Here is a 24,880-nt window from a genome sequence, read left to right on the forward strand (position 1 = left end):
TTGTGGTGCCTGAAAATTTGGCAATATGGCGGGGGATGCCTACATTAGGTTCCTGACAGACGAAGGGGCTCTGCGATGAATGTTGCGACACCGATCACACCGAAACCCGACCGCACCGCAGTCGAGGACGCATTACAGACTTTGCGCGCTTGGGCCGCTACCGCCGATCCTGCGGAGGTTGCCGTGCTCGACCCTGCGGTCGCGCAGCTTCTTACAGGCGGCAAGTCCTATCCGCTTTTCGCGCGCGAATATCCCGCTGATTTCGAGATCGAGCCGGAGTACAAAGCCAGCCTGCCGGACCTGCAAAACGGCCCCTCCAGCCTGATCAAAGGCGCAAACCAGCAAATCCAGCACGTGGGTATTTCGAATTTCCGCCTGCCTGTGCGGTTTGAAACACGCGCTGGTGATCCGGTAACGCTGGAAACATCCGTGACTGGCACAGTCAGCCTTGAGGCGGATAAGAAGGGCATCAACATGTCCCGCATCATGCGCAGCTTTTACAAACACGCGGAAAGCACGTTCAGCTTCAAGGTAATCGAAGCCGCACTGGACGATTACATCACCGATCTGGACAGCTTTGATGCGCGTATCCAGATGCGTCTGTCGTTCCCGATGAAGATTACAAGCCTGCGTTCGGGGCTTGAGGGGTATCAATATTACGATGTCGCCCTTGAACTGGTCGAAAGCGGCGGTGTGCGCCAGCAGATCATCCACCTTGATTACGTCTATTCCAGCACATGCCCGTGCTCGCTTGAGCTGTCCGAACATGCGCGGGCCACGCGCAACCAGCTTGCCACGCCACATTCACAACGTTCTGTCGCGCGGATATCTGTGTTGGTGGCGCAAGGTGCCGATTGTTTATGGTTCGAGGATTTAATCGATGCCTGCCGGCGGGCAGTGCCGACGGAGACTCAGGTAATGGTCAAGCGTGAGGACGAACAGGCATTTGCCGAACTGAACGCGGCCAACCCGATCTTTGTCGAAGATGCGGCACGGCTGTTTTGTGAACAGCTGCTGGCAGATGCACGGATTTCCGATTTTCGCGTGGTGGCCAGCCATCAGGAAAGCCTGCACAGCCATGATGCTGTCAGCGTATTGACCGAAGGGGCGACATTTGCGCAAGCCAGCTTTGATCCAAAGCTGTTCAATACCCTGTTTCACGTCGGATAAACGCACTCAGCCGGCAAATCCGCGCCCCAGCGCGCGCCACCCTGCCAGCCCCAGAACCAACGCGCCAGCGGCGGCGGCCCAGAATGGCACCGCCAGCGCAACATCGCGCGGCCCCCATGCGCGATATGATCCACGCGCCGGACCAGCCGCCGGCGATCCCGCCCAATGCGCCCGCCGCAGGGATCAGCCCATAGGCGCGCGGCCCGAGATCCAGATTCCCTTGTACATGCAGAACCAGCGCTCTTGCTGCCATTTCATAGAGAAGGTTCCAGAATCCTGTGATTCAGGCAAGATGGCGCAATAGGCGATGTTGAGCCAAGAATGCAAACCCCGCGTGCAACTCGGCCCGCCAGTTACGTGGCGGCGCGGCGCGTGCAGGATATGAAACAGCCACAGCGCCACAAAACAGGCCAGTGCATTCAACGCAAATGGCGCGACAAGGGCGGAAGCGATCAAAAACACTCCGAGGGTAGGACAGAGCAGCTCATCCCGCGTCAACAGTGAAGCCAGCCATGCCCAAGTCACAGCCGAAATGCCATCCGCCAGATTGTTGAGACCTGCGGAGGCTACGAATCTATTGAAAACACTTATATATACGGGTTTAGGTTTTGATGGTGTCGAATGCACCAACCGGTTGGCAGCTATGCGTTTATGGTGGTGGTGCTGCGGCGCAGCATTGCCTATCTGGAGGGTACGGGAATGATCCCGTGCTGAATAAGAAAAGATGAAGGCATATCCGATGACCTATCAATCCACGATCGAACAGTTTTCCGCCCGCATGCCAGCCGCAGGGCAGGTTAACTCCACCACTCCATTCCTGACAGCGCGCAACGGCTTTGCGCAGCTTGTAAGCGTAATCTCCGCCATTGGCGACCGTATGATCAAAGCAGGCGAAGGCAATGCCCGTGTGCTCCGCGTCAATGCACTTGAAGCGAAAACAGATGCGCAACTTGCCGCGATGGGCATTAAGCGTGATGAGATCGTACACCACGTTTTCAAAGACCTCTACTATATGTAAGTCAGAGGTTTCGCAATTCTGCGATGCAGGCCCGCCGTTATTGCCGATTGGTAATAATGGCGGGCCTTTTGCATTTTGAGCGTACCCGATGCGCAGGTTTACTTGACTCCGGCGCCCCCGCAAGCCAACCCTGCGCGGATGGATCTGCGCCCTGTGGGATATGTAATTGGCCTGTTGGTGGCTGTGCTGGGCGCGGCCATGCTGGTGCCGTTGCTGGTTGATGTGGCCGAAGGCCGCGGGCAATGGCCGGTTTTTCTGCAAAGCTCCATGATGACGCTGCTTGGTGGCAGTGCTATCGCGTTGGCCTGCGCCAGCGGGGTGCGTGAGGGGCTGACAATCCAGCAGACCTTTTTGCTGACCACGACAGTCTGGGTGGCATTGCCGTTGTTCGGGGCGATTCCTTTTGTTCTGGGGCAAACAGACGCACGCGCGGTTGACGCTGTGTTCGAAGCGATGTCGGGCCTGACAACAACAGGCGCTACGGTTTTGAATGGTCTTGATACCCTGCCGAAGGGCCTGCTGATATGGCGCGCCATCCTGCAGTGGCTGGGGGGGATCGGTATCATTGTGGTTGCAATGGTTTTCCTGCCAGAACTTCGTGTCGGCGGGATGCAGATTTTCAAATCCGAGAGCTTTGACACCTTTGGCAAAATTTTACCCCGTGCAGGTCAGATCGCCACGCAAATTTCGGGCCTTTACGTCGCATTCACGCTGATCTGTGCGATGTTCTATATCTATTTCGGGATGAATGTTTTTGACGCGACCGCCCACGCAATGACCACAATTTCAACGGGTGGGTTTGCCAACTATGACGCTTCGTTTGGCACATTTTCAGGACCGTTGGAGTATGTTGCCGCCATATTCATGGTCCTCGCGGCACTTCCTTTTGTCCGCTACGTCCAGTTAATTAACGGCAATCCCACTGCACTGCACCGTGATCCGCAGGTGCGCGGATTTGTGATGACGATTGCGGTGCTGATCCTGCTGCTGGTTGTGCTGCTGGAAGACGGTGTGCATCTGAGCAATGAACAGGCTGTGCGCGAAGCGTTTTTTAACGTGACGTCGATCATTTCCGGGACAGGGTATGCTTCTGTTGATTATATGCAATGGGGCAGCTTTGCGGTGGCGCTGTTCTTTTTCATCGGCTTGATCGGCGGGTGTGCGGGATCGACCGCCTGTTCGATCAAGGTGTTCCGCTATCAGTTGTTGTTTGCTTCCATCCGCGCGCAGTTGCAGCGCATTCGCTCGCCTCACGGCATTTTCACGCCGCGCTACGATGGCCGGCCCGTGGGCGAGGATATTCTGGCGTCGGTTATGTCGTTCTTTATGTTCTTCATTGTGACGCTGGGTCTTGTCTCGGTGGCGCTGTCGATGACGGGGCTGGACTTTGTGACATCGGTTTCAGGCGCGTCAGCGGCGCTAGCGAATATCGGGCCCGGGCTGGGGGATATCATCGGCCCTGCGGGCAATTTCGCGACGCTGAATGATACGGCCAAATGGATACTGGTGGCGGCGATGCTGGTGGGCCGGTTGGAGCTGATGGCAGTTTACGTAATCTTTACTGTGAAGTTCTGGAGAGCGTGATGCCCGATACTGTGACGCGTCCTTTGGGCGCTCAAATCTCCCACATGCTTAAGGCGCGCGGCGTTGATGTGGTTTTCGGCATTCCAGGGGTGCATAATCAGGAGATGTACCGTGGCATCGAAGAGGCGGGCATCACCCATGTGCTGGCCCGTCACGAGCAGGGCGCCGGATTTATGGCGGACGGATACGCGCGCGCATCGGGCAGGCCGGGCGTGGCCTATGTGATCACCGGTCCGGGATTGTGCAATGTGATGACCCCGATGGGGCAGGCCTATAGTGATAGTGTTCCAGTGCTGGTCATTTCGTCCTGTCTGGATGAAACAGCCGCACAGCGCGGCCAACTGCACCAGATGAAAGATCAGGAAATTGCCGCAAGTACGGTGACAGACTGGTCGCACACTGCCCGATCTACACAGGCGGCCTACGCGCTGGTTGATCGCGCCTTACACGAGTTCGCCACCGCGCGTCCGCGCAGTAAACACATTCAGGTGACAATTGCGCAGTTGCAGGCTTTGGCACCTCCTGCGTCCGCGCCGATGGCCGGTGCAGGGCAGACGGGGGCGCTAAAGGCCGATCTGTCGGGCCTGATTGATCAGATCAAAGCGGCACAGAAGCCACTATTCATATTTGGCGGTGGCGCGGCCCACGCAAGCGCCGCTGCGCGCAGTGTGGTTGCTGCGCTCAGCGCTGCCAGTTTTGTGAGTTATGCAGGCCGTGGCATTATCGCCCCGGACGAGCCGCTGTTTTTCGGCGCATCACTGGCACGCCCCGACAGCGCCGGTATCATCGGTAAGGCCGATCTGGTGATCGCGGTGGGAACCGAACTGGCCGAGGTCGACCTTTGGCGCGCGCATCTGGGGCATACGGCACCGATGATCCGCGTTGATATTGATCCCGAAGTTCTCAGTGACAGGCAGCGCGCCGAAATTCCGGTGCACTTGGATGCTGCGCTGTTTCTGGCAGCGCTGGCCGACGGGTTGGCGGATCACACGGCAAGCACCGGATGGGATGCAAGCGAAGTCGCCAAAGCCCGTGCGCATTGGCGCAGCGAAGTTGATGCAGAGCGCCCCGGCATTGTGCCGGTGTGTGACGCCCTGCGCGCGGCTTTGCCCGATGACACGATGATCTACTCCGACATGACCCAACTCGCCTATGTTGCCAAAGAGGTGTGGGATATGGAGCAGCCGCGCCACTGGCACCACCCGTACGGGTTTGGCACCTTGGGGTATGCCACGCCTGCCGCCATTGGCGGTGCCATTGCGCGGCAAGGCAAACCCACGCTAGCAATCATCGGGGACTACGGGTTTCATTATACGGTGCAGGAACTTGGCGTTGCGGTTGAACTGGGGCTAAGCCTGCCGATCATCCTGTGGGACAACGGCAAACTGGGCGAGATCGAAGACAGCATGGTGCGCGCCCAGATAGCACCCAACGCGGTGATTGCGCGCAATCCAGACTTTTGCAAACTGGCAGAGGCGTTCGGCGCAAATGCCGTGCAGCCGCAAACGATAGAAGAGTTTCAGAAGGCGGTGCGCGCGGCGTTTGATGCGGACGCGCCGACGTTAATCCACGCCACCCCCGCTTTGACGGCCTGATCTGTGTGAAAACGTTCGGGGCTGGCGTACTGCCTTCCCGAACGTTTTATTCCCAGCAGCTGACCAGCACGGTCATGCCGCTTGCCTTTTCGGACAATTGGAACGCAGTCAGGCTTGCGCCGCCTTCAACTGCCGCTTGGGGCAGCTTTATGCCTGCGTCATTGCTTGCCGCGACGATAGTCGCCGTATCCACAGAAAAGCTGACATCGTCAGGCAATTGCGGTCCGCCTTCCGGGGCGGCGGTTAGCATCCCGATCACAGCGCCTGTGCGGTCCAGCACCGGACCGCCCGCATCGCCAGCACGGGCGCGCATCGACAGGCGGCTGATGTTTTGCTCTCCGTCAAGCCCGCGCACATCGGCAAGCGTGCCAAAGCTCATTGAGGGGGCGCTCAGCACTCCCTCAAAAGAATATCCGGCAAGGGCGACTTCGCTTTGCAGGCGCGGAGGCTGCGCAGCAAAGCTTGCCACTGCCAGGGGGGCCAGCGCCGCCTGCGGCTTCAACAATGCGATCCCGCGCGCGGTGTCGTCGGCGATGATTTCTGCATCCGTGTCCCCGTCCAGCGTGATGCGCGAGCAGCTTTGCACGGCAGCCGAGGTGGTCACAACATCACCGGACTGGGTCACAAAAAAACCTGACCGCGAAATTTTCGGTTTGCGGATTTGCAGCCCCGAGATCAGATCGATCGACTGCTGCGATGCATCCCCCGCAGAGGCGCTGAGTACACCGGGCATACGGGTAAAGCTGTTGCGCATTTCCGCCAGCAGGCGGCGCCGGCGCTCTTCGTCACCGGCGGGCCAAATCAGGGTGAAGCCCTTGATCTCGCCGTTTTCCAGAGCAACTTCGGTATAGCTGATCATGTGGCCGTTTTCGCCAACAAGGGTGAAATCGGATTTGTTGCGCTCGCGCGGACCATCGAGCGGCACAATTTCAAGCGTCTGCATGATTTCGTAAAGACCATAGAGCGTATCCTGATCACCAGGCTGGCTGATCAGCAAAACACGGGCATCTACATCGCCGGTCGGCGTATATTGTGCAAACGGCGGCTCGTAACGGTCAAAGGCAACAACGCCCATAGGCAGCGTCAGCTCGATTCCAGCTTGGGCGTCGCGTACCGTTTGCAGGTCCAGCCCTTCAAGTACAGCATTGTACTGCTTTTTCAGAGCTGCACGTTGCCTGGTGGTCAGGATACCTGTCTTTTCAAAGTTGTTGGCTTCCTGCCATGCCGCCATGGAGTTTCGTGTGCCACGCCCGAACGCACCGTCAATCGCAGCCGTGTAAAAACCGGCCCACTGCAGCATAATCTGAAGCTGCTTCCTTTCATCACGGTTCAGGTCGCGCTCTGTGCGTTGCGCTTCGGCTGGGGTCTCGTCGGCAGGTTCCGGCTGCGGTTCGGGCTCCGGTGTTGGCGTGACTTCGGTAACTTCTGGCGCTTCTTGCGTTTGTGTCGGGGCAGGGGTGTCTTCGGTTTGCGATGACACTGTGCCATCCGGCGCATCCAGCGCACCATTGCCCAGAACATTTGCCCCAACCGGCCAGTACTGCTGGCGCAGGCGGTCTGATGTCTGGATGAAACTGTCCCGCGGGATGAGACCGTCACGGCGGTACTGGCTCAGCACCAGTTCCGCATCCGCACGGCGGTACGGACCGACGACAATCGCATACCAGCCCCCGCCCACTGCAAACCCGTTCACATCCTGTAGCAAGGTTGTATAGGCTTTGGCGCGATCTGTCGCCCGCGCAAGGGATTGCTGTGCTTCGATCTGCACCCAAACCACTTCATCCGCGTCGTTTGACTGTGCTTGCGCAAGGCTGGCAAAACTCAGTGACAGGGCGGAAAGACAGATCAATAAAAATCGCAGCATCGGCGTATCAGCTCTCAAAAAGTTACTTCGCGGCACGTAAACAGCATTTTCACGCTGATTCCTATATGTGAAGTGCCTGTCACCCTGACATTATGGTTACCTTGGGTCCAATAACACCTCGCAGCACCACTGATTGACCCGCGCCGCGCCGCGCCCTAGTAAGAGCGCAAATTGGCAGAGGACTTTGACATGGCCGACACGCCCCGTTCGTTTCAGGAAATCATTCTACGGTTACAGAGCTATTGGGCACGTCACGGGTGCGCGATTCTGCAACCCTATGACATGGAAGTAGGCGCAGGCACCTTCCACCCCGCAACGACACTGCGCAGTCTTGGCAGCCAGCCGTGGGCGGCTGCCTATGTGCAGCCTTCGCGCCGTCCCACCGACGGGCGCTATGGCGAAAACCCCAACCGTTTGCAGCATTATTACCAGTATCAGGTGCTGATCAAACCCAGCCCGCCAAACCTGCAAGAGCTGTACCTCGGATCACTTGCCGCAATTGGTGTGGATATGGGTCTGCACGACATCCGCTTTGTCGAGGATGACTGGGAAAGCCCGACGCTGGGCGCGTGGGGTTTGGGCTGGGAAGTGTGGTGCGATGGCATGGAAGTCAGCCAGTTCACCTATTTCCAGCAGGTCGGCGGCCATGATTGCCGCCCCGTCTCGGGGGAGTTGACGTACGGTCTGGAACGGTTGGCAATGTATATCCTTGGTGTCGACCATGTGATGGACATGCCGTTCAACGACCCCGACGCGCCGATCCCGCTGTCCTACGGCGACATTTTCAAACAGACCGAGGAAGAATACGCGCGCTGGAATTTTGACGTGGCCAACACCGATGTGCTGCTGCGCCATTTCGAAGAGGCAGAAGCCGAGTGCAAGGCGATCATCGCGCAAGAGCATATGGACCCTAAGACAGGTAAGCGGATCATCATGGCGCATCCAGCCTATGATCAGGCCATCAAGGCAAGCCATATGTTCAACCTGCTGGACGCGCGCGGCGTGATTTCGGTAACCGAACGTCAGGCCTATATCGGGCGTGTGCGCGCGCTGACCAAAATGTGCGCCGATGCCTTTGTGCAGACCCGCGCTGGCGGCTGGTCGGGTGATGCGGCATGAGCGGCAAAATCATAGGGATTTTTATTGTGGTCAGTTCTCTCATCGTTGGTGCGGCGCTGTATTATCTGCAGGTCTACGGGTTTTATCAGGAAGTGGACGCACCGGCAGAGGGCATCATGCTAATCCCGCTGGCCACCAACGAGGCCGAAGTGATCCCGATGGAGGGATTTAAGGCCATTGACGCGGACAGCTCTCCGATCCGCTACCGCGCGTGTTTCACCACGCCCTACAGCCTTGCGCTGCTGACAGAGACTTTCAGAATGGTCGAAGACGTCACACCCCGCAACGCGCCAGGCTGGTTTGACTGTTTCGACGCCGAGGCGATTGGAGGCGAGTTGGAAGCAGGCACCGCGCTAACTTTCCTGAGCCAGAAAAACATTCATTACGGGGTGGATCGCATCGTCGCCATCACCAACGACGGGCGCGGCTACGTCTGGCACGAGCTGAACGATTGCGGCGAAAAAGCCTATGACGGCACGGTTGTGGGGGAGGAATGTCCGCCCCCACCCGCAGCGCCCCTACAATAACGCCGTTTGCGGCAAACACGAGGTATCCCAGTGGCTGATCTGCTGATTGAACTGTTCTCCGAAGAAATCCCCGCGCGCATGCAGGCGCGCGCCGCAGACGATCTGAAAAAACTGATGACGGACGGCATGGTCGAGGCGGGGCTCACTTATGCCTCCGCCGCTGCATTTGTCACACCGCGCCGCCTGTGCCTGACGGTGGAAGGGCTGCTGGATGCCAGCCCGCGCACGGTTGAAGAACGCAAAGGCCCCAAGGCGGATGCGCCCGAAAAAGCGATTGAGGGCTTTCTGCGCGGCGCAAACCTGACCCGTGATGATCTGGAGGAACGCGACACGCCGAAAGGTAAAATCCTGTTCGCCAAGATCACCAAGGAAGGACGGCCAGCGGCGGACATCATCGCCGAGGTGCTGGAGCAGACGATCCGTAATTTCCCCTGGCCAAAATCTATGCGCTGGGGCAGTGGATCACTGAAATGGGTACGCCCGTTGCATTCGATCCTGTGCATCCTCAGCCGCGAAGACGGTGCCGAAGTGGTGCCGCTGGACGTGGATGGCATCGTGTCGGGCAACGCCACCCGCGGCCACCGCTTTCTTGCGCCGGACCAGATCACCGTCAGCGGGTTTGACGACTACACCGCCAAGCTGAAACGCGCGTTTGTCATGCTTGACGCGAACGAGCGGCGCGAAACGATCTGGAACGATGCCACCAACATGGCCTTTGCCAGCGGTCTTGAGATCGTCGAAGACGCGGGCCTGCTGGCCGAGGTGGCTGGGCTGGTCGAATGGCCTGTTGTCCTGATGGGGCGCATCGGTGATGATTTCCTGGATCTGCCGCCAGAGGTTTTGCAAACCTCAATGAAAGAGCATCAGAAGTTCTTTTCCGTGCGCAACCCCAAGACGGGGCGGATCGAGCGGTTTATCACCGTCGCCAACCGCACCACCTCCGATGATGGCGCCACGATCCTTGCAGGCAACGAAAAAGTGCTGAGCGCCCGGCTTGCCGATGCAAAGTTCTTCTGGGACAATGACTTGCGCGTTGTGAAATCGGATGCAGGCATGGCCGCGTGGGTTGAAAACCTTAAAAACGTGACCTTTCATAACAAGCTGGGCACACAGGCGGAGCTGATCGAGCGTATGGCCGTACTGGCGCGTGAGCTTGCCCCCATGGTGGGGGCAGACCCAGACGCGGCAGAGAAGGCGGCGCGCATTGCCAAGGCCGATCTGTCGTCAGAAATGGTCTATGAATTTCCCGAGTTGCAAGGCCTCATGGGCCGCTACTACGCCGCCGCCGCAGGCTTCAGCGACGAAATCGCCGCCGCCGCACAGGAACACTACGCCCCGCTAGGTCCGTCAGACGATGTGCCCACCGCCCCTGTATCCGTGGCCGTGGCACTGGCCGAGAAGATCGACAAGCTGACCGGCTTCTGGGCGATTGATGAGAAGCCAACGGGGAGCAAAGACCCGTTTGCGCTGCGGCGTGCGGCGCTGGGGGTTATTCGGATTTTGGTTGAGAATGACCTATCAGTCGGCTTGAAGCACGCTTGTCGGTCGGGGATTTGTCAGAGCATTGAGGTTATTCGAGCTCTCATGCAGCATCTTGCGTCACGAACCGATTTAGCTGAGTCTTTCGGTGACCACATTTCGAAAACTATGGTCGAGATATATAACCTAAGCCTCGACGAGAAAGGGGTCTCGCTAGAGATCGGTTCGCCAAATCTAGTTGAGGAGGAAAAGATTAATGACCTGCTGTCCTTCCTCCACGACCGCCTCAAAGTCTACCTCAAAGACCAGGGCATCCGTCACGACGTCATTGACGCCTGCATTGCCATGCCGCAGAACGATGATCTGACCCTGCTGGTCAAACGTGCGCGCGCTCTGTCCGATACGCTGAAAACCGATGATGGTGAAAACCTGATCCAGGCGTTCAAACGGGCTAATAATATTCTGTCACAGGCAGAAGAGGCGGACGGGGTCGAGTATTCTTATGGCGCGGATATCAAGTTTGCCGAAGAAGACGCCGAGCGCGCATTGTTCAAAGCGCTTGATCAGGCGGAAAGCGTGATCAAACCCGCGATGGAAAAGCAGGATTTCACAACAGCCATGTCGGCCATGGCGTCCCTGCGCCCCGCGCTTGATGCGTTTTTCGAGGCAGTGCAGATCAACACCGACAACGCCACAGTGCGGCGCAACCGTCTGAACCTGCTCAGCCGTATCCGCACGCTGGGTACATCCGTGGCTGATCTGACCCGCATCGAGGGCTAGGCGCGCCAGCTTGACTAACGGCGCAGGGGGGCAGCAAATGCTTGCCCTGCGCTTCATTCCGCCTATGCTGCACCTGAAACCAGAGGATGCCGCAGTGCAGAACAACCCCAATACCACCCTCGTCACACAAGACGCCCCCATCGCCAACAACACCCACGGCGGGCGGGCGAAATGTTTGCAACGTCTGGTGCGAATGGATTTGCCTGTGCCGCGCACGGTGGCGCTGTCTTTTGAAACGATCGAAAAAATCGCCAACGGCGAGATGCCCGATGTCGATCTGGTGGTTGACCAGTTCCCCAAAGAGGCGCTGCTGTGTGTGCGCCCGTCCAGCGAAGACCCCGATTGGGGCGGGCCGGGGGCGGTGCTGAACATCGGGATGAACGATAAGCGGTTCGAGAAGTATTCCAGAACCATGGGTGAAGACGCGGCAGCGGCCCTTTATACACGGTTTATTCAGTCTTACGCGATAAATGTCGCACGGCTTGACCCTGATATGTTCGACGATGTCGAGGGGGAGGGCCGCGCGGCACTGGCTGAAACCATCGCCGCGTATGAGCATGAAACAGAAGAGAAATTTCCGCAATCGCGGCGCACTCAGCTTGCGGCGGTACTGCGGTCCATGGCGCGCGCGTGGAGCGGGACTTCGGCGCGCTTGCTGCGCCAGGCCAAAGGCGCGCCAACGGATGCGGGGTTGGGCCTTGTGGTGCAGCAGATGATATTCGGCCTTGGCGCTGGGCAGTGCGGATCGGGTGTTTTGCAGCTGGTGGACAGCGGCACAGGCGCAGAGCAGGTTACAGGCCGTTACCTGAGCCAGAGTCAGGGCCGCGATGCGCTGGATGACGATAACGATGCGCTCTACCTCACCCGTGATCCGCGCGGCCCGTCGCTGGAGGAAAAGCTGCCGGAGGCGTTCGAGACGCTGAAAACCTACGCCAGCCTGATGCGCACCCGTCTGCGTGAGGAAATGCAGGTAGAATTCGCCATCGACGATGGTGTTGTTCATATTCTGGACGGTGTGCGGGTTGCGCGGTCTTCGCGCGGTGCAGTGCGGATTGCGGTGACCCTTGCGCAGGATGGTGTGATCAGCCGTGAAGAAGCGCTGATGCGGGTGCCGCCACGCCTGTTGACGGAACTGCTGCACCGCCAGATTGACCCGTCCGCGCGGCGCGACATTGTGGGCAGGGGTATCGCTGCCAGCCCCGGTGCCGCCACGGGGCGTCTGGTGTTTGATTCCGCCGGTGCGCAGGCAAGCGCCGCGCGCGGAGAGCCGTGTATACTGGTCCGCCGCGAGACGACATCGGAAGATGTGCGCGGAATGCACGCAGCCAGCGCGGTTTTGACAGAGCGGGGCGGTATCACCAGCCATGCCGCCGTGATCGGGCGGGGCATCGGACTGCCCTGCGTTGTGGGGGCCTCAAGCCTTATTTTCAACCAGCGCGACAAAACCATCACGACCCGCGAGGGGCGGGTGTTTCACGCCGGTGACCAGATGACCGTTGATGGTTCCACAGGGCAGATTCTGGCCGGTGCCGCCGCCATGCAAGAGGCGGCGCTGGATGATTATTTTCAGCAGTTGATGGCGTGGGCCACCGACACCGCCGATATAAAGGTGCGCGCCAACGCCGATACCCCTGCCGATGCGCAAACCGCGCGCAATTTCAACGCCGAAGGCATCGGGCTGTGCCGTACGGAACACATGTTTTTTGACAGCTGGCGCCTGACAGTCATGCGCGAGATGATTTTTGCCGATACATCCGACGGTCGCCGCGCTGTGCTGGAGCGGCTGTTGCCGATGCAACGCGATGATTTTACACAGCTTTTTCGCATCATGCAGGGCCAGCCAGTGTGCATCCGCCTGTTTGATCCGCCACTCCACGAATTTCTGCCCATGGATGCAAGCGGGCAGCGAGAACTGGCCGAAGCGCTTGGCCTTCCGCGGTCCGATGTGACCCGGCGGATTGAAGCGATGCGCGAGTACAACCCGATGCTGGGTCTGCGCGGTGTCCGTCTGGGGATTACGGTGCCGGAAATCTATGAAATGCAGGCGCGCGCGATTTTCGAGGCTATTCTGGACGCCAGTGATGATGGCGCGCCGGTGATGGCGGAAATCATGATCCCGCTGGTATCTGCGCGCCGTGAAGTCGAACTAGTCAAAAATGCAATCGACGCAGTAGCACAAGCGGTACGGCAGGAACGCGACGTGCCATTCGAATACCGCCTGGGTGTTATGGTGGAAACCCCGCGCGCCTGCCTGCGCGCAGCCGAGATCGCGCCTTATTGCGCCTTCCTTAGTTTCGGCACGAACGATTTGACGCAGATGACCTATGGACTGTCGCGCGACGATGCGGGACGGTTTATGTCGGACTATGTCCAGCAGGGTGTTTTTGACGAAGACCCGTTTCACACGCTGGATATCGACGGTGTAGGGGAGCTGTTGACGCTGGGCGCGCAACGTGGCCGACAGGCGAAACCAGATATCACGGTATCGGTCTGCGGAGAGCATGGCGGCAACCCCGAATCGATAGCATTTTGCCGTGCGGCAGGATTTGACTATGTTTCGTGCTCGCCATTTCGCGTTCCGGTTGCAAGGCTTGCTGCCGCGCAGCTTGCGATTTCAGACAAGATAAGGTGATATTCCCATAATCTGAACACAATATGTGGTGTTGATCGGCGGTAGCTTGCCAGTTTTGTCCGTGCGGGTTGCCTGAACCGGTTTAGCGGTCTAGCGCATCGGTTGAACGAAGCTGCCGGAGATAATCGATGATCCTGTCTGTAAATTTCATGCGTGTGGCGCGCTTTTGCATATCTGCCGCTGTAATCGCAGTCCTGCCATTGAGTGCAATTGCCAATACCACCGCTGAAAAGCTGGCCCGGACCGAAGCGCGCGGCATCGCCAGCGTGTCGGCTGACCGGATGAAACTGCTAGGCAAATTGCCTGTGAGCGCCGGGGTCGGGGATGTCGTTTTCTCGCGCGCGTGGCTTGCAAGGCAGCCCAAAGCGAAAGGCTCCGCCGAATTTCGCTGTCTGGCCGAGGCGCTGTACTTCGAGGCACGCGGCGAGACGGTGAAGGGGCAGTTTGCAGTTGCCGAAGTGATCCGCAATCGCGTCAAATCGGGCCGTTTCCCGAATTCTTACTGCGGTGTGATCAATCAGGGAACAGGCAAAAAGTACCAGTGTCAGTTCACCTACACCTGCGATGGTCGTCCCGAAGTCGTTTCTGAACCCGCCGCGTTTGCTCAGGTCGCCAAGGTTGCGCGCGCAACCATTGATGGCAAATCGCCCGACATCACACATGGCGCCACTTTCTACCACACCACAGCCGTTCGCCCCAGTTGGGCACGTAAATTCACGAATACTGCGCGCTTTGGTGTGCATCTGTTTTACCGTCGCGGCGTTCGCACAGCCAGCAACTGACGCAAAGTGGCCCGCAGATGGCGTTTGTCGCCCTGTACGATCGGCGGGGTTCGCTATAAACCCGCCAAAACAGCCTGCGGGAGCATTATTTATGTCGTCTGAGACGCGCCTTGCCTTTGCCCATCCGTCCGAGCGTTCCGCCGCGACATCCACCGATGACGTGCTAGACCGCATTTCGGTGCGCGATCATATCGTAGAAGTCGAGATCGGCGCGTTTCAGGCTGAGCGGGGGGTAACGCAGCGCGTCTGCTTCAACATCGTCGTCGAGGTACAACCGCTGGTTGGCGAGATCGACGATGATGTGGATCGCATCTTGTCGTATGATCGCGTGACAGAGGCCATTCAGGCGGAACTGGCAGTAGAGCGTTTGGCCCTGCTGGAAACCCTCGCGGCGCGTATCGCAGAGCGGATTTTGCTGGAGCCGCAGGCGATGCGGGTATTTGTGCGCATCGAAAAGCTGGATCGGGGTCCGGGAGCGTTGGGTGTGGAGATTGTGCGCGCGCGCGATGGTGCGCCCCCTGCCGAAATCGCGCCGGAGCCTGCCCCCCATCCCGAACTGGTTTTTCTAAGCAATGACGCCATTGCATCGCCACATCTAAAAAACTGGCTGGACCAGTTGCACGGGCAGGGGCAGCCCCTGATCCTGTGTGTAGGCGCGTCCGATCTTCCCCCGCCGAGTGTTGCGCATAAGATGGCCCAGCGCCGGATTGATCTGCTGGCGATTGAACAAAATGCGTGGGTGCTGGCGGCACGAGATGAGCGCTGCGTGGTGGTTGAGACACGTACCGAATTGGACTGGGCGATGAAGAATGGCCAGACCAGCGTTTGGGCCCCGTCCAAGATTGTGCTTGATAGCGTTGATCCCGCAGGTGCAAGCCCGCGTGATGCGGTTGCCCTTGCGGCGTGGTTTGCATCGACATTCGAGGCGCGTGAAATGCTGGTGATCGGGGCGCAGCTGCCCGAGACAACCGCAGTTCCCCTGCGCGCGGTGTCTGCAGACCAAGAGACGCTGTAGATGACGCGATCCTATTACCGTCCGATTGTACAGTCCGATGATGCCAGTCCGGCCTCTGCCCTTTTGCTTGCAGGCGGCTGGGGGTGGTTCACTCACGTAGAGGTGTTGCGCCGCGGCTCTGCCTCAAAGGTGATCAACGCGGAGCGAATACCCGATCAGGTAAAGGCGGCATTGCTGGACGAGCGGGCGAACATTGCGTTGCGTCCGCAAATCATGGGCATCGTAAATGCCACACCTGACAGCTTTTCCGATGGAGGGCTGCACGCGGTGGCAAGTGATGCCATTGCTGGCGGGCTGGCGATGGCGCAGGCAGGCGCGGATATTCTTGATATTGGTGGTGAATCAACCCGCCCCGGCGCAAAGACTGTAGGCGCGGACGAGGAGATTGCGCGCATTGTACCTGTGATCGCAGGACTGCGTGCCCAAGGCTTCGACAGAGTGATTTCTGTTGATACGCGCAAGGCCGATGTCGCGCGGGCGGCACTGGCGGCAGGAGCCACCCTCATCAATGATGTGTCCGGTTTCACTTTTGACCCAGAACTGGCGGCAGTTGCGGCGGCGGCGCAGGTGCCAGTCTGCGTTATGCATGGCCCCGTTGACCCCGAGATCATGGACAATGATCCGCGTTACGATGACGTTCTGCTTGAGGTTTATGATTTCCTTGAAGGCCGGATTGCCGCGTTGGAAAACAAGGGCATTGCGCGACACAATATAATCGCTGATCCCGGGATCGGGTTTGCAAAAACGCTCGATCACAATCTGGCGTTGCTGGCGCGGCTCAGCCTGTTTCACAGTCTGGGTGTGACGCTGTTGCTGGGAGCATCCCGCAAGCGGTTTATCGGAACAATTGGCGGTGGCGTTGATGCTGGTGACCGCGCAGCGGGATCAATTGCGGTAGCATTGGCGGGGATTGCACAGGGTGTGCAGATTGTGCGTGTGCATGATGTTGCGCAGACTGCGCAGGCGGTTGCGCTCTGGCAGGCGAGTGTTCGGGGAGCGTGGGCGGCTAGCGGTTAAACAGCCGTTTTATTGCGCCATACTGGCTCAAGCCGACGCCCAGCAAGATCAACGCCATGGCCAGCAACAGGGATCGCGGCAATGGTTCTCCGAGTATCAGCGCCCCTAGTATCACCGACCAGACAGGAACCTGATAATTTACGAGGGACATAAATACCGGCCCCGCACTGCGTACAACCAGAACGCGCAGAAAATTGGCGCCAGCGGTAGGAACCAGCCCCAGAAAAGCAAGAACCAAAAAAAGTGTGGGTGTTGGTAGGGGCGGTGGCCCTTCGATTGTCCACGCCAGTGGTATGGTCATCACTGCGCCGATGATCAATAAGACGGTGGCAAGGCCGATCGGATGCGCAGCGGGCAGGCGGCGCAGCATGATGGAGCCGACCGCATAGCAACTGGCAGCAAGAACGCAGGCAATCCGCCCAGCTGTTTCCAGGCTCGCGCCTGTTGACACGAAGGCTTGCGTACCGATCAGGATAACCACCCCGATAAATCCGATCAAAAAACCGATGGTTTTGCGCGGCGTCATCTTTTCACCTTGAATGGTGAAATGGGCAATTGGCAAGACTATCAGGGCAACTGCGGCCATGGACACGCCAGCAAATCCCGAGGTCACGTGTTGCTGGCCCCAAGCCAGCAGGGAAAACGGCACCGTCGAACTGAGGCCACCGATAATCAGCATATCCCGCTTGGCGGCGGGTGTCGTTTTTTCGGTGAATAACGGCCGTCCCATTATCGTCCAGATTACGCCCATCAGAACGGCTGCGATGGTCACGCGGGAAGCCGCCAGCCAAAAGGGCGGCATGCCTTCGCCCAGCGCAATTTCAGTCACCATAAATGTGCCGCCCCACGTGAAGCCGAGGATTGCTACCATGAGCCAGCTGAGCGGGGTGATCCGTGGGGGAGTGTCCATCAGCACAGATAGGAGTAAACGGAGCCGCAGGGCAAGGGCGCCTTTACAAGTGACGTCGCTTTCACAACATACGCAAAGCTTGTTGCCCCATCACAAAGCAAAAAAAAGGCCCGAGGTGATCCCGGGCCTTTTCAAAATCTGAATTCCAGATTTAGTTTTTGGTTTTATCAACCATCTTGCCAGCTGAAATCCACGGCATCATGTCGCGCAGCTTGCCGCCGACGATCTCGATCTGGTGTTCATCATTAGCGCGGCGTGAAGCTTTCAGTGTTGGCTGGCCGACAGAATTTTCCAACATGAAATCACGAACAAATTTACCGGATTGGATGTCGCTGAGAACATCTTTCATGCGGGCCTTTGTCTCTTCGTAGGGCAGGATGCGCGGGCCGGATACGTACTGGCCATACTCGGCTGTGTTGGAGATCGAGTAATCCATGTTGGCAATGCCGCCTTCATAGATCAGGTCCACGATCAGTTTTGTTTCGTGCAGGCATTCGAAATAGGCCATCTCAGGCTCGTAGCCTGCCTCGACCAGTGTTTCAAAGCCCATGCGGATCAGTTCGACAATACCACCACACAGAACGGCCTGTTCGCCGAACAGGTCTGTTTCACATTCTTCGCGGAAGTCTGTTTCGATGATGCCGGAACGTCCGCCACCGATGGCGGAGCAGTAGGATAGGCCGATTTCCAACGCTTTGCCGGAAGCGTTCTGGTTTACCGCAACGAGGCAAGGTACGCCGCCGCCTTTGACATATTCACCGCGCACTGTGTGACCGGGGCCTTTGGGGGCCATCATGATCACGTCAACGCCTTCTTTTGGCTCGATCAGGCCAAAGTGGACGTTCAGACCGTGGGCAAACGCGATAGCGGCGCCTTCGCGGATGTTGTCATGGACATATTTTTTATATGTGTCTGCCTGAAGTTCGTCGGGCATCGTGAACATGATCACGTCAGCCCATGCTGCGGCTTCTGCGATGCCCATTACTTCCAGACCTTCGCCTTTGGCTTTTGCAGCAGAAGGCGAGCCTTCGCGCAGCGCTACGACGAGGTTTTTTGCACCTGAATCACGCAGGTTGAGGGCGTGGGCGTGACCCTGCGAGCCGTAGCCGAGGATCGCAACCTTGGCGTCCTTGATGAGGTTTACGTCGCAGTCACGGTCATAATATACGCGCATGGGTTTGTTCCTTTGATATGGGTTCTGTGGCGGACACTATCCGAAGTCAGGCGTGATTGAAGTGTAGTTACATGGATATTTACAGCCAAAAGAAAAAGAGTTATGCGTGAAATTCAATAACTTTGGAAAAATCATGCTTGATGACGATGATCGCCGCTTGTTGCGTTATTGGCAGGCCGAGCCGAGCCTTAGTCAGGGCGAGTTGGCGGAAAGGGCGGGGATGACCACTGGCCGTGCGACACGTCGTATCGCGCGGATGCAGGAACTGGGTGTGGTGAAAGGCGTCGGCGTTGTTATCGACTGGGCTGCGTTGGGCTATGCGGTCGAAGTGTCGTTGCGGGTCACTTTGGACAAAACCCAAGGCAACGCCTTTGATGCCTTCATGGCGCAGGCGCGCAACGTGCCGGAAGTGATAGAATTGCAGACGTTTCTGGGGCGCGTGGATGTGCGCCTGTCGATCATTGCCCGCGATATGGCGCATTATCAGGAAATCTACCGCAACCAGATTTTAATGCTGCCGCATATCTCCGAGATCGAGGCGTTGATGCATGTGGCGCGAATAAAGACCAGCCAGGGGGTGCCGCTGTGACCCGACTGGATGATACCGATGCAAGACTTCTGCGGGCGCTGGCGCGGGACGCAGGGCAAAGCACCGCCGCTTTGGGGCAGCGGTTCGGGTTAAGCCAGCCAGCGACCTGGCGGCGCATTCGGCGTCTGGAGGAAGCAGGGGTGATCCGTGGCCGTCATCTGAAGCTGGATGCGGAAAAGCTCGGCTTTGGCGTGACCGTCTTTCTGGGCGTAAAGCTGGCATTGCGGGGGCGCGTCAGCCTTGAGGATTTTGAACGCGCGGTGACCGCAATCCCCGAAGTGCAAACCGTCGAGCATGTGTTGGGCCTATATGATTATCGATTGCGTGTCGTGGCGCGCAACCTGCCCGATTTCGAGCGGGTGTTGCGGCGGCGGATAATGACGCTGCCGGGAGCGGGGGAGGTAGAGGCCAACGTGCTATTGAGCGAGGAACGACTGGCGGGGCCGCTGTAGCGTTCGCTAAAGGAAACTTTGTTCCGCAGTCGGGCGTGGAGTGGGCGGAATATGGTCACGGTACACCCAGATAGACTTTGCCTTGTATCTGCGCAGTTCCTATTCAGAAGACCAATTGTTGATGAAAGGTCTGAATATGGCGTTGCTTGATACGGTAGACCCGCAAGGGTTAGAGGAATTTTCGGTTGTTTTCACGGATCGCTCTCTCAATTCGATGAGCGGTACGTTCCAGCAGGTGATGCGCGACATTCACGCGATGCTGTGTGAAGTCTATGGCGCGCAATCGGCTGTGATCGTTCCGGGTGGCGGATCGTACGGGATGGAATCGGTGGCCCGCCAGTTCGCCCGCGGCGAAGAGGTACTTGTGGTGCGTAATGGCTGGTTTTCCTATCGTTGGAGCCAGATCATCGAGACCGGTGGATTGACCGGTAAAGCGACAGTGCTGAAAGCGCGTGCGCAGGGCAATGCCACCCCTGCACCCTATGCGCCTGCGCCGATTGAAGATGTGGTCGAGGCGATCCGGAAAGAAAAACCGAAAGTTGTTTTTGCCCCGCATGTAGAGACATCGGCGGGCGTGATCCTGCCCGATGACTATATCACCGCGATGGCGTCTGCGGCGCATGATGTTGGCGCATTGATGGTGCTGGATTGTATTGCCTCCGGTTGCGCATGGGTGGATATGAAGGCGCTTGGCGTTGATGTGCTGATCTCGGCCCCGCAAAAAGGGTGGAGTGCGCAGCCCTGTGCGGGTTTGGTGATGCTGTCAGAACGCGGCGTTGCGCGGCTGGGCGAAACGCAATCCGACAGTTTTGCGCTTGATCTGGCCAAGTGGCATGCGATCATGCAGGTCTATCTGGATGGCGGACACGCCTATCACGCTACAATGCCGACCGATGCGCTGCGCGTATTCCGCGACACCATGATCGAAACACAAGAATACGGTTTCGACCGCTTGAAAGAGGCGCAATGGAAGCTGGGGGATGGCGTGCGGATGATGATGGCCGAAAAGGGTATCACATCCGTCGCTGCCGACGGTTACGGCGCACCCGGTGTTGTCGTTTGTTATACAGATGATCCTGACGTGAAGTCGGGCAAGGCGTTTGCCGCTGAGGGCATGCAGATCGCTGCTGGTGTCCCGCTGCAAGTGGGAGAGCCTGACGGCTTCAGCACTTTCCGTCTCGGGTTGTTCGGGCTGGACAAGCTCTACGATGTCGATGCCACGCTGGGGCGGCTTAAGGCGGTTGTGGACAAGGTGTTGTAGGTAACGCAAGCAACGCGGCCGAGATCGGTGCGTTGCCATGACATCGCAGCGAGACACTTGGGCTTGTGCCGCTGATCCGGTACAAGCCATCTATTAGCCGGTTCTAGATGTCTGCGCGGCTCGCGCTGCGCCTGAGAATTATTTGCGCAGGGAGACTGACTTGGAAGAATTGCTCAAACCTATCGTGGCCGAGATTTTTGATCAGAACGATTGGGGGCAACCTGCGCAATACATCCCCGAACTTGCGGGCATTGACCCCAAACAGTTCGCAGTTAGCGTTTGTCTGGCTGACGGCCGCACGGTCAGCGCCGGATCGGCGAGCAAGCCGTTTTCGATCCAGAGTATTTCCAAGGTTTTCTCGCTGATGCTGGCGCTGGGGCGTGTTGGTGATCAACTCTGGAGCAGGGTGGGAAGAGAGCCTTCGGGAACTTCGTTTGACTCGGTTGTGTTGCTGGAAAAAGAGCGGGGGCGTCCGCGCAATCCGTTCATAAACGCCGGCGCGATTGTTACCACGGACGCGCTGCTGTCGGGGCGCGAACCGCGCACGGCACTTGCCGAGATACTTACCCTGGTCAAGGATATGTCGGGATCGGAGGACATCTATATCAATGAATCAGTTGCCGCGTCGGAGCAGGAAACGGGATCGCGCAATATGGCGCTGGCCTATTATCTGAAATCCCATGGCAACCTGTCATGTACTCCCGAGCAGACGCTGGGAACATATTATCACCAGTGCGCAATCGAAATGACAACCGAGCAACTGGCAATGGCGGGGCGGTCGCTGGCAGGATTTGACGGCGCACCGAAAATTATCTCGCACGAGCATATCCGGCGGGTGAATGCTTTGATGATGACCTGTGGCCATTATGACGGATCAGGTGATTTCGCCTTCAGGGTCGGCCTGCCGGGGAAAAGCGGTGTGGGCGGGGGGATATTGATCATCGCGCCCAATGTTGCGTCTATCGCGATCTGGTCACCGGGGTTGAACCATTACGGCAATTCAAATGCGGGAACGCGCGCGGCCGAGATGCTGTCGCGCGCGACCGACTGGTCGGTGTTCTGATTGCACGGCGTGGTTTTGCACGCCGTGCAGAGCGGGTCAGGTAATGGCGTCCAGTATCCGTGCCCAAGAGCGGATCCCTTTGTGGAAACTTTCCATATCATATTTTTCATTGGGAGAGTGGATTTGGTCGTCGTCCTTGCCAAAGCCGATGAGCACAGGAGGGGTGCCAAGAATTTCCTGAAACAGCCCCGCAATGGGAATTGATCCGCCACAGCCGATGTAGGCTGCGGGAACTTCCCATTCATCACTCAGCGCCTTGAGTGATTTGGCAAAAACCGGATCATCGGTCGGGGTGCTGGAGGCGCGTCCGGTGCCGTGATCAGTCCATTCAACGGTGCAATCAGGCGGCAGCATGTCGGCCACCATTTTGCGAAAATTCTTGCGGATCGCATGGGGGTCCTGATCGCCGACAAGGCGGAAGGAGATTTTCGCGCTGGCCTGCGAGGGTAGTACCGTTTTGAAACCGTCCCCCTGATAACCACCACCAATGCCGTTGACCTCGCAGGTGGGGCGCGACCAGATCATCTCAAGCGGGGTGCGGTCCTGCTCGCCTGCGGGAACGGACAGGTCAACATCGCCCAGGAATTTGGCATGATCGAATGCAAGCCCCTGCCACTGCGCCTCCAGCTCGTCCGACAGTTCCGGCACGCCGTCATAAAAACCCGGTATTGTGATGCGGCCTTGATCGTCGTGCAGGGCTGCGATGATGCGTGAAAGCACGCGGATCGGGTTCTGTGCGATGCCGCCGAACATGCCGCTGTGAAGATCTTTGTCCGGCGCGGTGATGGTCAGTTCCTCGCCCAACAATCCGCGCAGCATTGTCACAATCGAGGGCGTACGGCTTTGGAACATGCCGGTGTCGCAGATCATTGCAAAGTCGGCGCGCAATTCGTCGGCATGTTCCTTCATAAACGGAATCAATGAGGGCGAGCCTGATTCTTCTTCGCCCTCGAAAAAGAAGGTAATGCGGCAGGGCCAGTCGCCTTTTACATCTTTCCAAGCGCGAAAAGCTTCAAGAAACGTCATAAGCTGGCCTTTATCGTCCGCTGCGCCGCGGCCACGGATGACGGGGCCTGCATCTGTCTGCTCTACTGCAGGATCAAACGGGTCGCGATCCCATAGGTTTAGCGGATCAACAGGCTGCACATCATAATGGCCATAAAATAGCAGATGCGGCTTGCCGTTTTCCGGCCCCACATGCCCCACAACCATCGGATGGCCGGGTGTGGCGCGCTTTTGTGCATCAATCCCAAGGCTTTGCAGGTCTGCCACCAGCCAGTCGGCGGCCTCATCACAATCTTGTTTGAAGGCAGGATCGGTCGAGATCGATTTGATCCGCAGCAGGTCCAGCAGGCGTTCTGTAGCGGCGGGAAGATCTTCGTCAATTCTGGCAAGGACAGCGTCAAGCGACATTGGGTAGCTCCTGGAAAAAGGGAATTTGGGGCGACCCTAACAGGCGCGAATGTCTTGTCCAGTGGCGGGGTTTTCCGATGGGAAACATGGCCTGCGACACTAAGCGCGCCTTTGCGTATTGAAGCGCTTGGAACCATTCTATATTCGACACATATACCTGTTAGATGCCCGCGCGCGGCGCACTACAATGACGGAGATGCGCAATGACCTACTCGGAACAGCTTGATCGGGCACTGACCCGCCTTCACGATGAGGGGCGTTACCGCACGTTCATCGATATCGAGCGCCGCAATGGCAACTTCCCCCATGCTGTCTGGACCAAACCGGATGGCACCGAACAGGATATCACTGTCTGGTGTGGTAATGACTATCTGGGCATGGGCCAGCATCAGGTTGTGCGCGAGGCCATGCACGAGGCGATTGAGGCCACAGGTGCGGGTTCTGGCGGGACGCGCAACATCTCCGGAACCACAGTCTATCACAAGCGCCTTGAGGCCGAGCTGGCCGATTTGCACGGCAAGGAATCGGCGCTGCTGTTTACGTCTGCCTATATTGCAAACGATGCTACACTCTCAACGCTACCGAAGCTGTTTCCGGGGCTGATCATTTACTCGGACGAGCGTAACCACGCCTCCATGATCGAAGGGGTGCGCCGCAACGGCGGTGCCAAGCGTATTTTCCGCCACAACGATCTGGATCACCTGCGTGAGTTGCTGGAAGCGGACGACAGCGATTTGCCCAAGCTGATTGCGTTTGAATCAATCTATTCGATGGACGGTGATTTCGGCCCGATCGAGGAAATCTGCGATCTGGCGGATGAATTCGGCGCGCTGACCTACATTGATGAAGTGCATGCTGTTGGCATGTACGGCCCGCGCGGGGCAGGGGTGGCCGAACGGGACCGCCTGATGCACCGGCTGGACATCATCAACGGAACCCTGGCAAAGGCTTATGGCGTCATGGGCGGATATATCGCCGCATCGGAAAAGATGTGTGATGCGATCCGCTCCTATGCGCCGGGTTTCATTTTTACCACGTCCTTGCCGCCTGCGGTGGCAGCAGGTGCGGCGGCGTCGGTCGCCTATCTGAAGCGCGCGCCGGAACTGCGGGAAAAACACCAACAGCAAGCGAAAACGCTGAAACTTCGGCTTAAAGGGCTTGGTCTGCCGATCATCGATCACGGCAGCCATATTGTACCGGTTATCGTGGGCAATCCTGTCCATACCAAGCTGCTATCGGATATGTTGCTGGATGAATATGGCATCTACGTGCAGCCCATCAATTTTCCCACCGTGCCGCGCGGCACCGAGCGGCTGCGGTTTACACCGTCACCGGTTCACGGCCCAAGTGAAATGGATGCGCTGGTACAGGCGATGGACGGGTTGTGGGCGCACTGTGCGCTGAATCGCGCCGAACAAGCGGGATAAGTCGTCAAT

At 58.2% G+C, this 24,880-nt stretch carries 21 protein-coding genes; 16 read left to right on the top strand and 5 right to left on the bottom strand.

Translation table 11 applies throughout. From position 1 onward, the window contains the following. Window positions 1-75 precede the first annotated feature (75 nt). Entirely contained in the window at window positions 76-1,170 is a 1,095-nt protein-coding gene (gene folE2 / locus OS189_RS01015; protein ID WP_267165420.1) for a GTP cyclohydrolase FolE2, read from the top strand. Here folE2 and OS189_RS01020 read toward each other — a convergent pair. After that, the gene (locus tag OS189_RS01020) at window positions 1,145-1,423 is read right to left on the bottom strand and encodes a hypothetical protein (RefSeq protein WP_267165421.1); all 279 of its coding nucleotides are present in this window, start codon (window positions 1,421-1,423) and stop codon (window positions 1,145-1,147) included. The genes folE2 and OS189_RS01020 overlap by 26 nt on opposite strands. Before the next feature lie 486 nt (window positions 1,424-1,909). On the opposite strand from OS189_RS01020, the gene OS189_RS01025 reads away from it, so the two are divergent. The 3 genes from OS189_RS01025 to OS189_RS01035 all read left to right on the top strand — a co-directional run bounded on the left by OS189_RS01025 (window position 1,910) and on the right by OS189_RS01035 (window position 5,367). Then, on the top strand, window positions 1,910-2,188 hold the full coding sequence (locus OS189_RS01025; protein ID WP_267165422.1) for a hypothetical protein: 279 nt from the start codon (window positions 1,910-1,912) through the stop codon (window positions 2,186-2,188). 138 nt (window positions 2,189-2,326) lie between these two features. Then, complete coding sequence (locus OS189_RS01030; protein WP_267166040.1) at window positions 2,327-3,772, top strand: TrkH family potassium uptake protein; 1,446 nt, start codon at window positions 2,327-2,329, stop codon at window positions 3,770-3,772. Then, a complete protein-coding gene (locus OS189_RS01035) occupies window positions 3,772-5,367 on the top strand; it encodes a 5-guanidino-2-oxopentanoate decarboxylase (protein ID WP_267165423.1) in 1,596 nt (531 codons plus the stop codon). Before OS189_RS01030 ends, OS189_RS01035 begins: the two co-directional genes overlap by 1 nt. 46 nt (window positions 5,368-5,413) lie before the next feature. Here OS189_RS01035 and OS189_RS01040 read toward each other — a convergent pair whose 3' ends face one another. Then, a complete protein-coding gene (locus tag OS189_RS01040) occupies window positions 5,414-7,231 on the bottom strand; it encodes a serine protease (protein WP_267165424.1) in 1,818 nt (605 codons plus the stop codon). Between the two features lie 189 nt (window positions 7,232-7,420). Here OS189_RS01040 and OS189_RS01045 point away from each other — a divergent pair, with 189 nt between their 5' ends. The 7 genes from OS189_RS01045 to folP all read left to right on the top strand — a co-directional run bounded on the left by OS189_RS01045 (window position 7,421) and on the right by folP (window position 16,582). Beyond that, window positions 7,421-8,350: a glycine--tRNA ligase subunit alpha gene (locus tag OS189_RS01045; protein ID WP_267165425.1), complete on the top strand. Its 930-nt coding sequence runs from the start codon at window positions 7,421-7,423 to the stop codon at window positions 8,348-8,350. After that, entirely contained in the window at window positions 8,347-8,877 is a 531-nt protein-coding gene (locus OS189_RS01050) for a DUF6446 family protein (RefSeq protein WP_267165426.1), read from the top strand. The genes OS189_RS01045 and OS189_RS01050 overlap by 4 nt, the downstream gene beginning before the upstream one ends. Before the next feature lie 30 nt (window positions 8,878-8,907). Continuing rightward, window positions 8,908-11,136 carry a glycine--tRNA ligase subunit beta gene (gene glyS, locus OS189_RS01055; protein WP_267165427.1) on the top strand — a complete coding sequence of 743 codons (2,229 nt, stop codon included), beginning with the start codon at window positions 8,908-8,910 and terminating at the stop codon, window positions 11,134-11,136. A 64-nt stretch (window positions 11,137-11,200) separates the two neighbouring features. After that, window positions 11,201-13,768: a putative PEP-binding protein gene (locus OS189_RS01060; RefSeq protein ID WP_267166041.1), complete on the top strand. Its 2,568-nt coding sequence runs from the start codon at window positions 11,201-11,203 to the stop codon at window positions 13,766-13,768. A gap of 128 nt (window positions 13,769-13,896) precedes the next feature. Further along, on the top strand, window positions 13,897-14,550 hold the full coding sequence (locus tag OS189_RS01065; RefSeq protein ID WP_323380208.1) for a cell wall hydrolase: 654 nt from the start codon (window positions 13,897-13,899) through the stop codon (window positions 14,548-14,550). 91 nt (window positions 14,551-14,641) lie between these two features. Beyond that, window positions 14,642-15,565 carry a dihydroneopterin aldolase gene (locus OS189_RS01070; protein WP_267165428.1) on the top strand — a complete coding sequence of 308 codons (924 nt, stop codon included), beginning with the start codon at window positions 14,642-14,644 and terminating at the stop codon, window positions 15,563-15,565. Next, window positions 15,566-16,582, top strand: coding sequence for a dihydropteroate synthase (folP, locus tag OS189_RS01075; RefSeq protein WP_267165429.1), 1,017 nt, complete (start codon window positions 15,566-15,568; stop codon window positions 16,580-16,582). On the opposite strand, the gene OS189_RS01080 is transcribed toward folP, so the two are convergent. Further along, the gene (locus OS189_RS01080; protein ID WP_267165430.1) at window positions 16,572-17,492 is read right to left on the bottom strand and encodes a DMT family transporter; all 921 of its coding nucleotides are present in this window, start codon (window positions 17,490-17,492) and stop codon (window positions 16,572-16,574) included. The genes folP and OS189_RS01080 overlap by 11 nt on opposite strands. A gap of 151 nt (window positions 17,493-17,643) precedes the next feature. Then, the gene (ilvC, locus tag OS189_RS01085) at window positions 17,644-18,666 is read right to left on the bottom strand and encodes a ketol-acid reductoisomerase (protein ID WP_267165431.1); all 1,023 of its coding nucleotides are present in this window, start codon (window positions 18,664-18,666) and stop codon (window positions 17,644-17,646) included. Between the two features lie 133 nt (window positions 18,667-18,799). On the opposite strand from ilvC, the gene OS189_RS01090 reads away from it, so the two are divergent. The 4 genes from OS189_RS01090 to OS189_RS01105 all read left to right on the top strand — a co-directional run bounded on the left by OS189_RS01090 (window position 18,800) and on the right by OS189_RS01105 (window position 22,031). After that, window positions 18,800-19,255 (top strand): Lrp/AsnC family transcriptional regulator, encoded by a 456-nt coding sequence (locus OS189_RS01090; protein WP_267166043.1) that lies wholly within the window; start codon window positions 18,800-18,802, stop codon window positions 19,253-19,255. Then, window positions 19,252-19,707 (top strand): Lrp/AsnC family transcriptional regulator, encoded by a 456-nt coding sequence (locus OS189_RS01095; RefSeq protein ID WP_267165432.1) that lies wholly within the window; start codon window positions 19,252-19,254, stop codon window positions 19,705-19,707. Before OS189_RS01090 ends, OS189_RS01095 begins: the two co-directional genes overlap by 4 nt. Before the next feature lie 136 nt (window positions 19,708-19,843). Continuing rightward, window positions 19,844-20,968, top strand: a complete 1,125-nt coding sequence (locus OS189_RS01100) for an aminotransferase class V-fold PLP-dependent enzyme (protein ID WP_267166044.1) — start codon at window positions 19,844-19,846, stop codon at window positions 20,966-20,968. 160 nt (window positions 20,969-21,128) lie between these two features. Beyond that, a complete protein-coding gene (locus OS189_RS01105) occupies window positions 21,129-22,031 on the top strand; it encodes a glutaminase (protein WP_267165433.1) in 903 nt (300 codons plus the stop codon). Between the two features lie 36 nt (window positions 22,032-22,067). On the opposite strand, the gene OS189_RS01110 is transcribed toward OS189_RS01105, so the two are convergent. Continuing rightward, window positions 22,068-23,444 (bottom strand): M20/M25/M40 family metallo-hydrolase, encoded by a 1,377-nt coding sequence (locus tag OS189_RS01110; RefSeq protein WP_267165434.1) that lies wholly within the window; start codon window positions 23,442-23,444, stop codon window positions 22,068-22,070. Between the two features lie 203 nt (window positions 23,445-23,647). On the opposite strand from OS189_RS01110, the gene hemA reads away from it, so the two are divergent. Then, window positions 23,648-24,871 (top strand): 5-aminolevulinate synthase, encoded by a 1,224-nt coding sequence (hemA, locus tag OS189_RS01115; RefSeq protein WP_267165435.1) that lies wholly within the window; start codon window positions 23,648-23,650, stop codon window positions 24,869-24,871. Window positions 24,872-24,880: the final 9 nt, after the last annotated feature.

The organism is Sulfitobacter sp. F26169L (assembly GCF_026410285.1).
Lineage (GTDB): Bacteria > Pseudomonadota > Alphaproteobacteria > Rhodobacterales > Rhodobacteraceae > Sulfitobacter.

Excerpts from the sequence above, each read along its gene's own strand:
- OS189_RS01065 (WP_323380208.1), top strand. The coding sequence starts at position 13,897 with ATGATCCTGTCTGTAAATTTCATGCGTGTGGCGCGCTTTTGCATATCT.
- OS189_RS01030 (WP_267166040.1), top strand. The coding sequence starts at position 2,327 with ATGGATCTGCGCCCTGTGGGATATGTAATTGGCCTGTTGGTGGCTGTG.
- OS189_RS01050 (WP_267165426.1), top strand. The coding sequence starts at position 8,347 with ATGAGCGGCAAAATCATAGGGATTTTTATTGTGGTCAGTTCTCTCATC.
- folE2 (WP_267165420.1), top strand. The coding sequence starts at position 76 with ATGAATGTTGCGACACCGATCACACCGAAACCCGACCGCACCGCAGTC.
- OS189_RS01025 (WP_267165422.1), top strand. The coding sequence starts at position 1,910 with ATGACCTATCAATCCACGATCGAACAGTTTTCCGCCCGCATGCCAGCC.
- OS189_RS01040 (WP_267165424.1), bottom strand. The coding sequence starts at position 7,231 with ATGCTGCGATTTTTATTGATCTGTCTTTCCGCCCTGTCACTGAGTTTT.
- OS189_RS01020 (WP_267165421.1), bottom strand. The coding sequence starts at position 1,423 with ATGGCAGCAAGAGCGCTGGTTCTGCATGTACAAGGGAATCTGGATCTC.
- OS189_RS01060 (WP_267166041.1), top strand. The coding sequence starts at position 11,201 with ATGCTGCACCTGAAACCAGAGGATGCCGCAGTGCAGAACAACCCCAAT.
- ilvC (WP_267165431.1), bottom strand. The coding sequence starts at position 18,666 with ATGCGCGTATATTATGACCGTGACTGCGACGTAAACCTCATCAAGGAC.
- OS189_RS01100 (WP_267166044.1), top strand. The coding sequence starts at position 19,844 with ATGGCGTTGCTTGATACGGTAGACCCGCAAGGGTTAGAGGAATTTTCG.
- OS189_RS01035 (WP_267165423.1), top strand. The coding sequence starts at position 3,772 with ATGCCCGATACTGTGACGCGTCCTTTGGGCGCTCAAATCTCCCACATG.
- OS189_RS01090 (WP_267166043.1), top strand. The coding sequence starts at position 18,800 with ATGCTTGATGACGATGATCGCCGCTTGTTGCGTTATTGGCAGGCCGAG.
- OS189_RS01045 (WP_267165425.1), top strand. The coding sequence starts at position 7,421 with ATGGCCGACACGCCCCGTTCGTTTCAGGAAATCATTCTACGGTTACAG.
- OS189_RS01080 (WP_267165430.1), bottom strand. The coding sequence starts at position 17,492 with ATGGACACTCCCCCACGGATCACCCCGCTCAGCTGGCTCATGGTAGCA.
- OS189_RS01110 (WP_267165434.1), bottom strand. The coding sequence starts at position 23,444 with ATGTCGCTTGACGCTGTCCTTGCCAGAATTGACGAAGATCTTCCCGCC.
- hemA (WP_267165435.1), top strand. The coding sequence starts at position 23,648 with ATGACCTACTCGGAACAGCTTGATCGGGCACTGACCCGCCTTCACGAT.
- OS189_RS01070 (WP_267165428.1), top strand. The coding sequence starts at position 14,642 with ATGTCGTCTGAGACGCGCCTTGCCTTTGCCCATCCGTCCGAGCGTTCC.
- folP (WP_267165429.1), top strand. The coding sequence starts at position 15,566 with ATGACGCGATCCTATTACCGTCCGATTGTACAGTCCGATGATGCCAGT.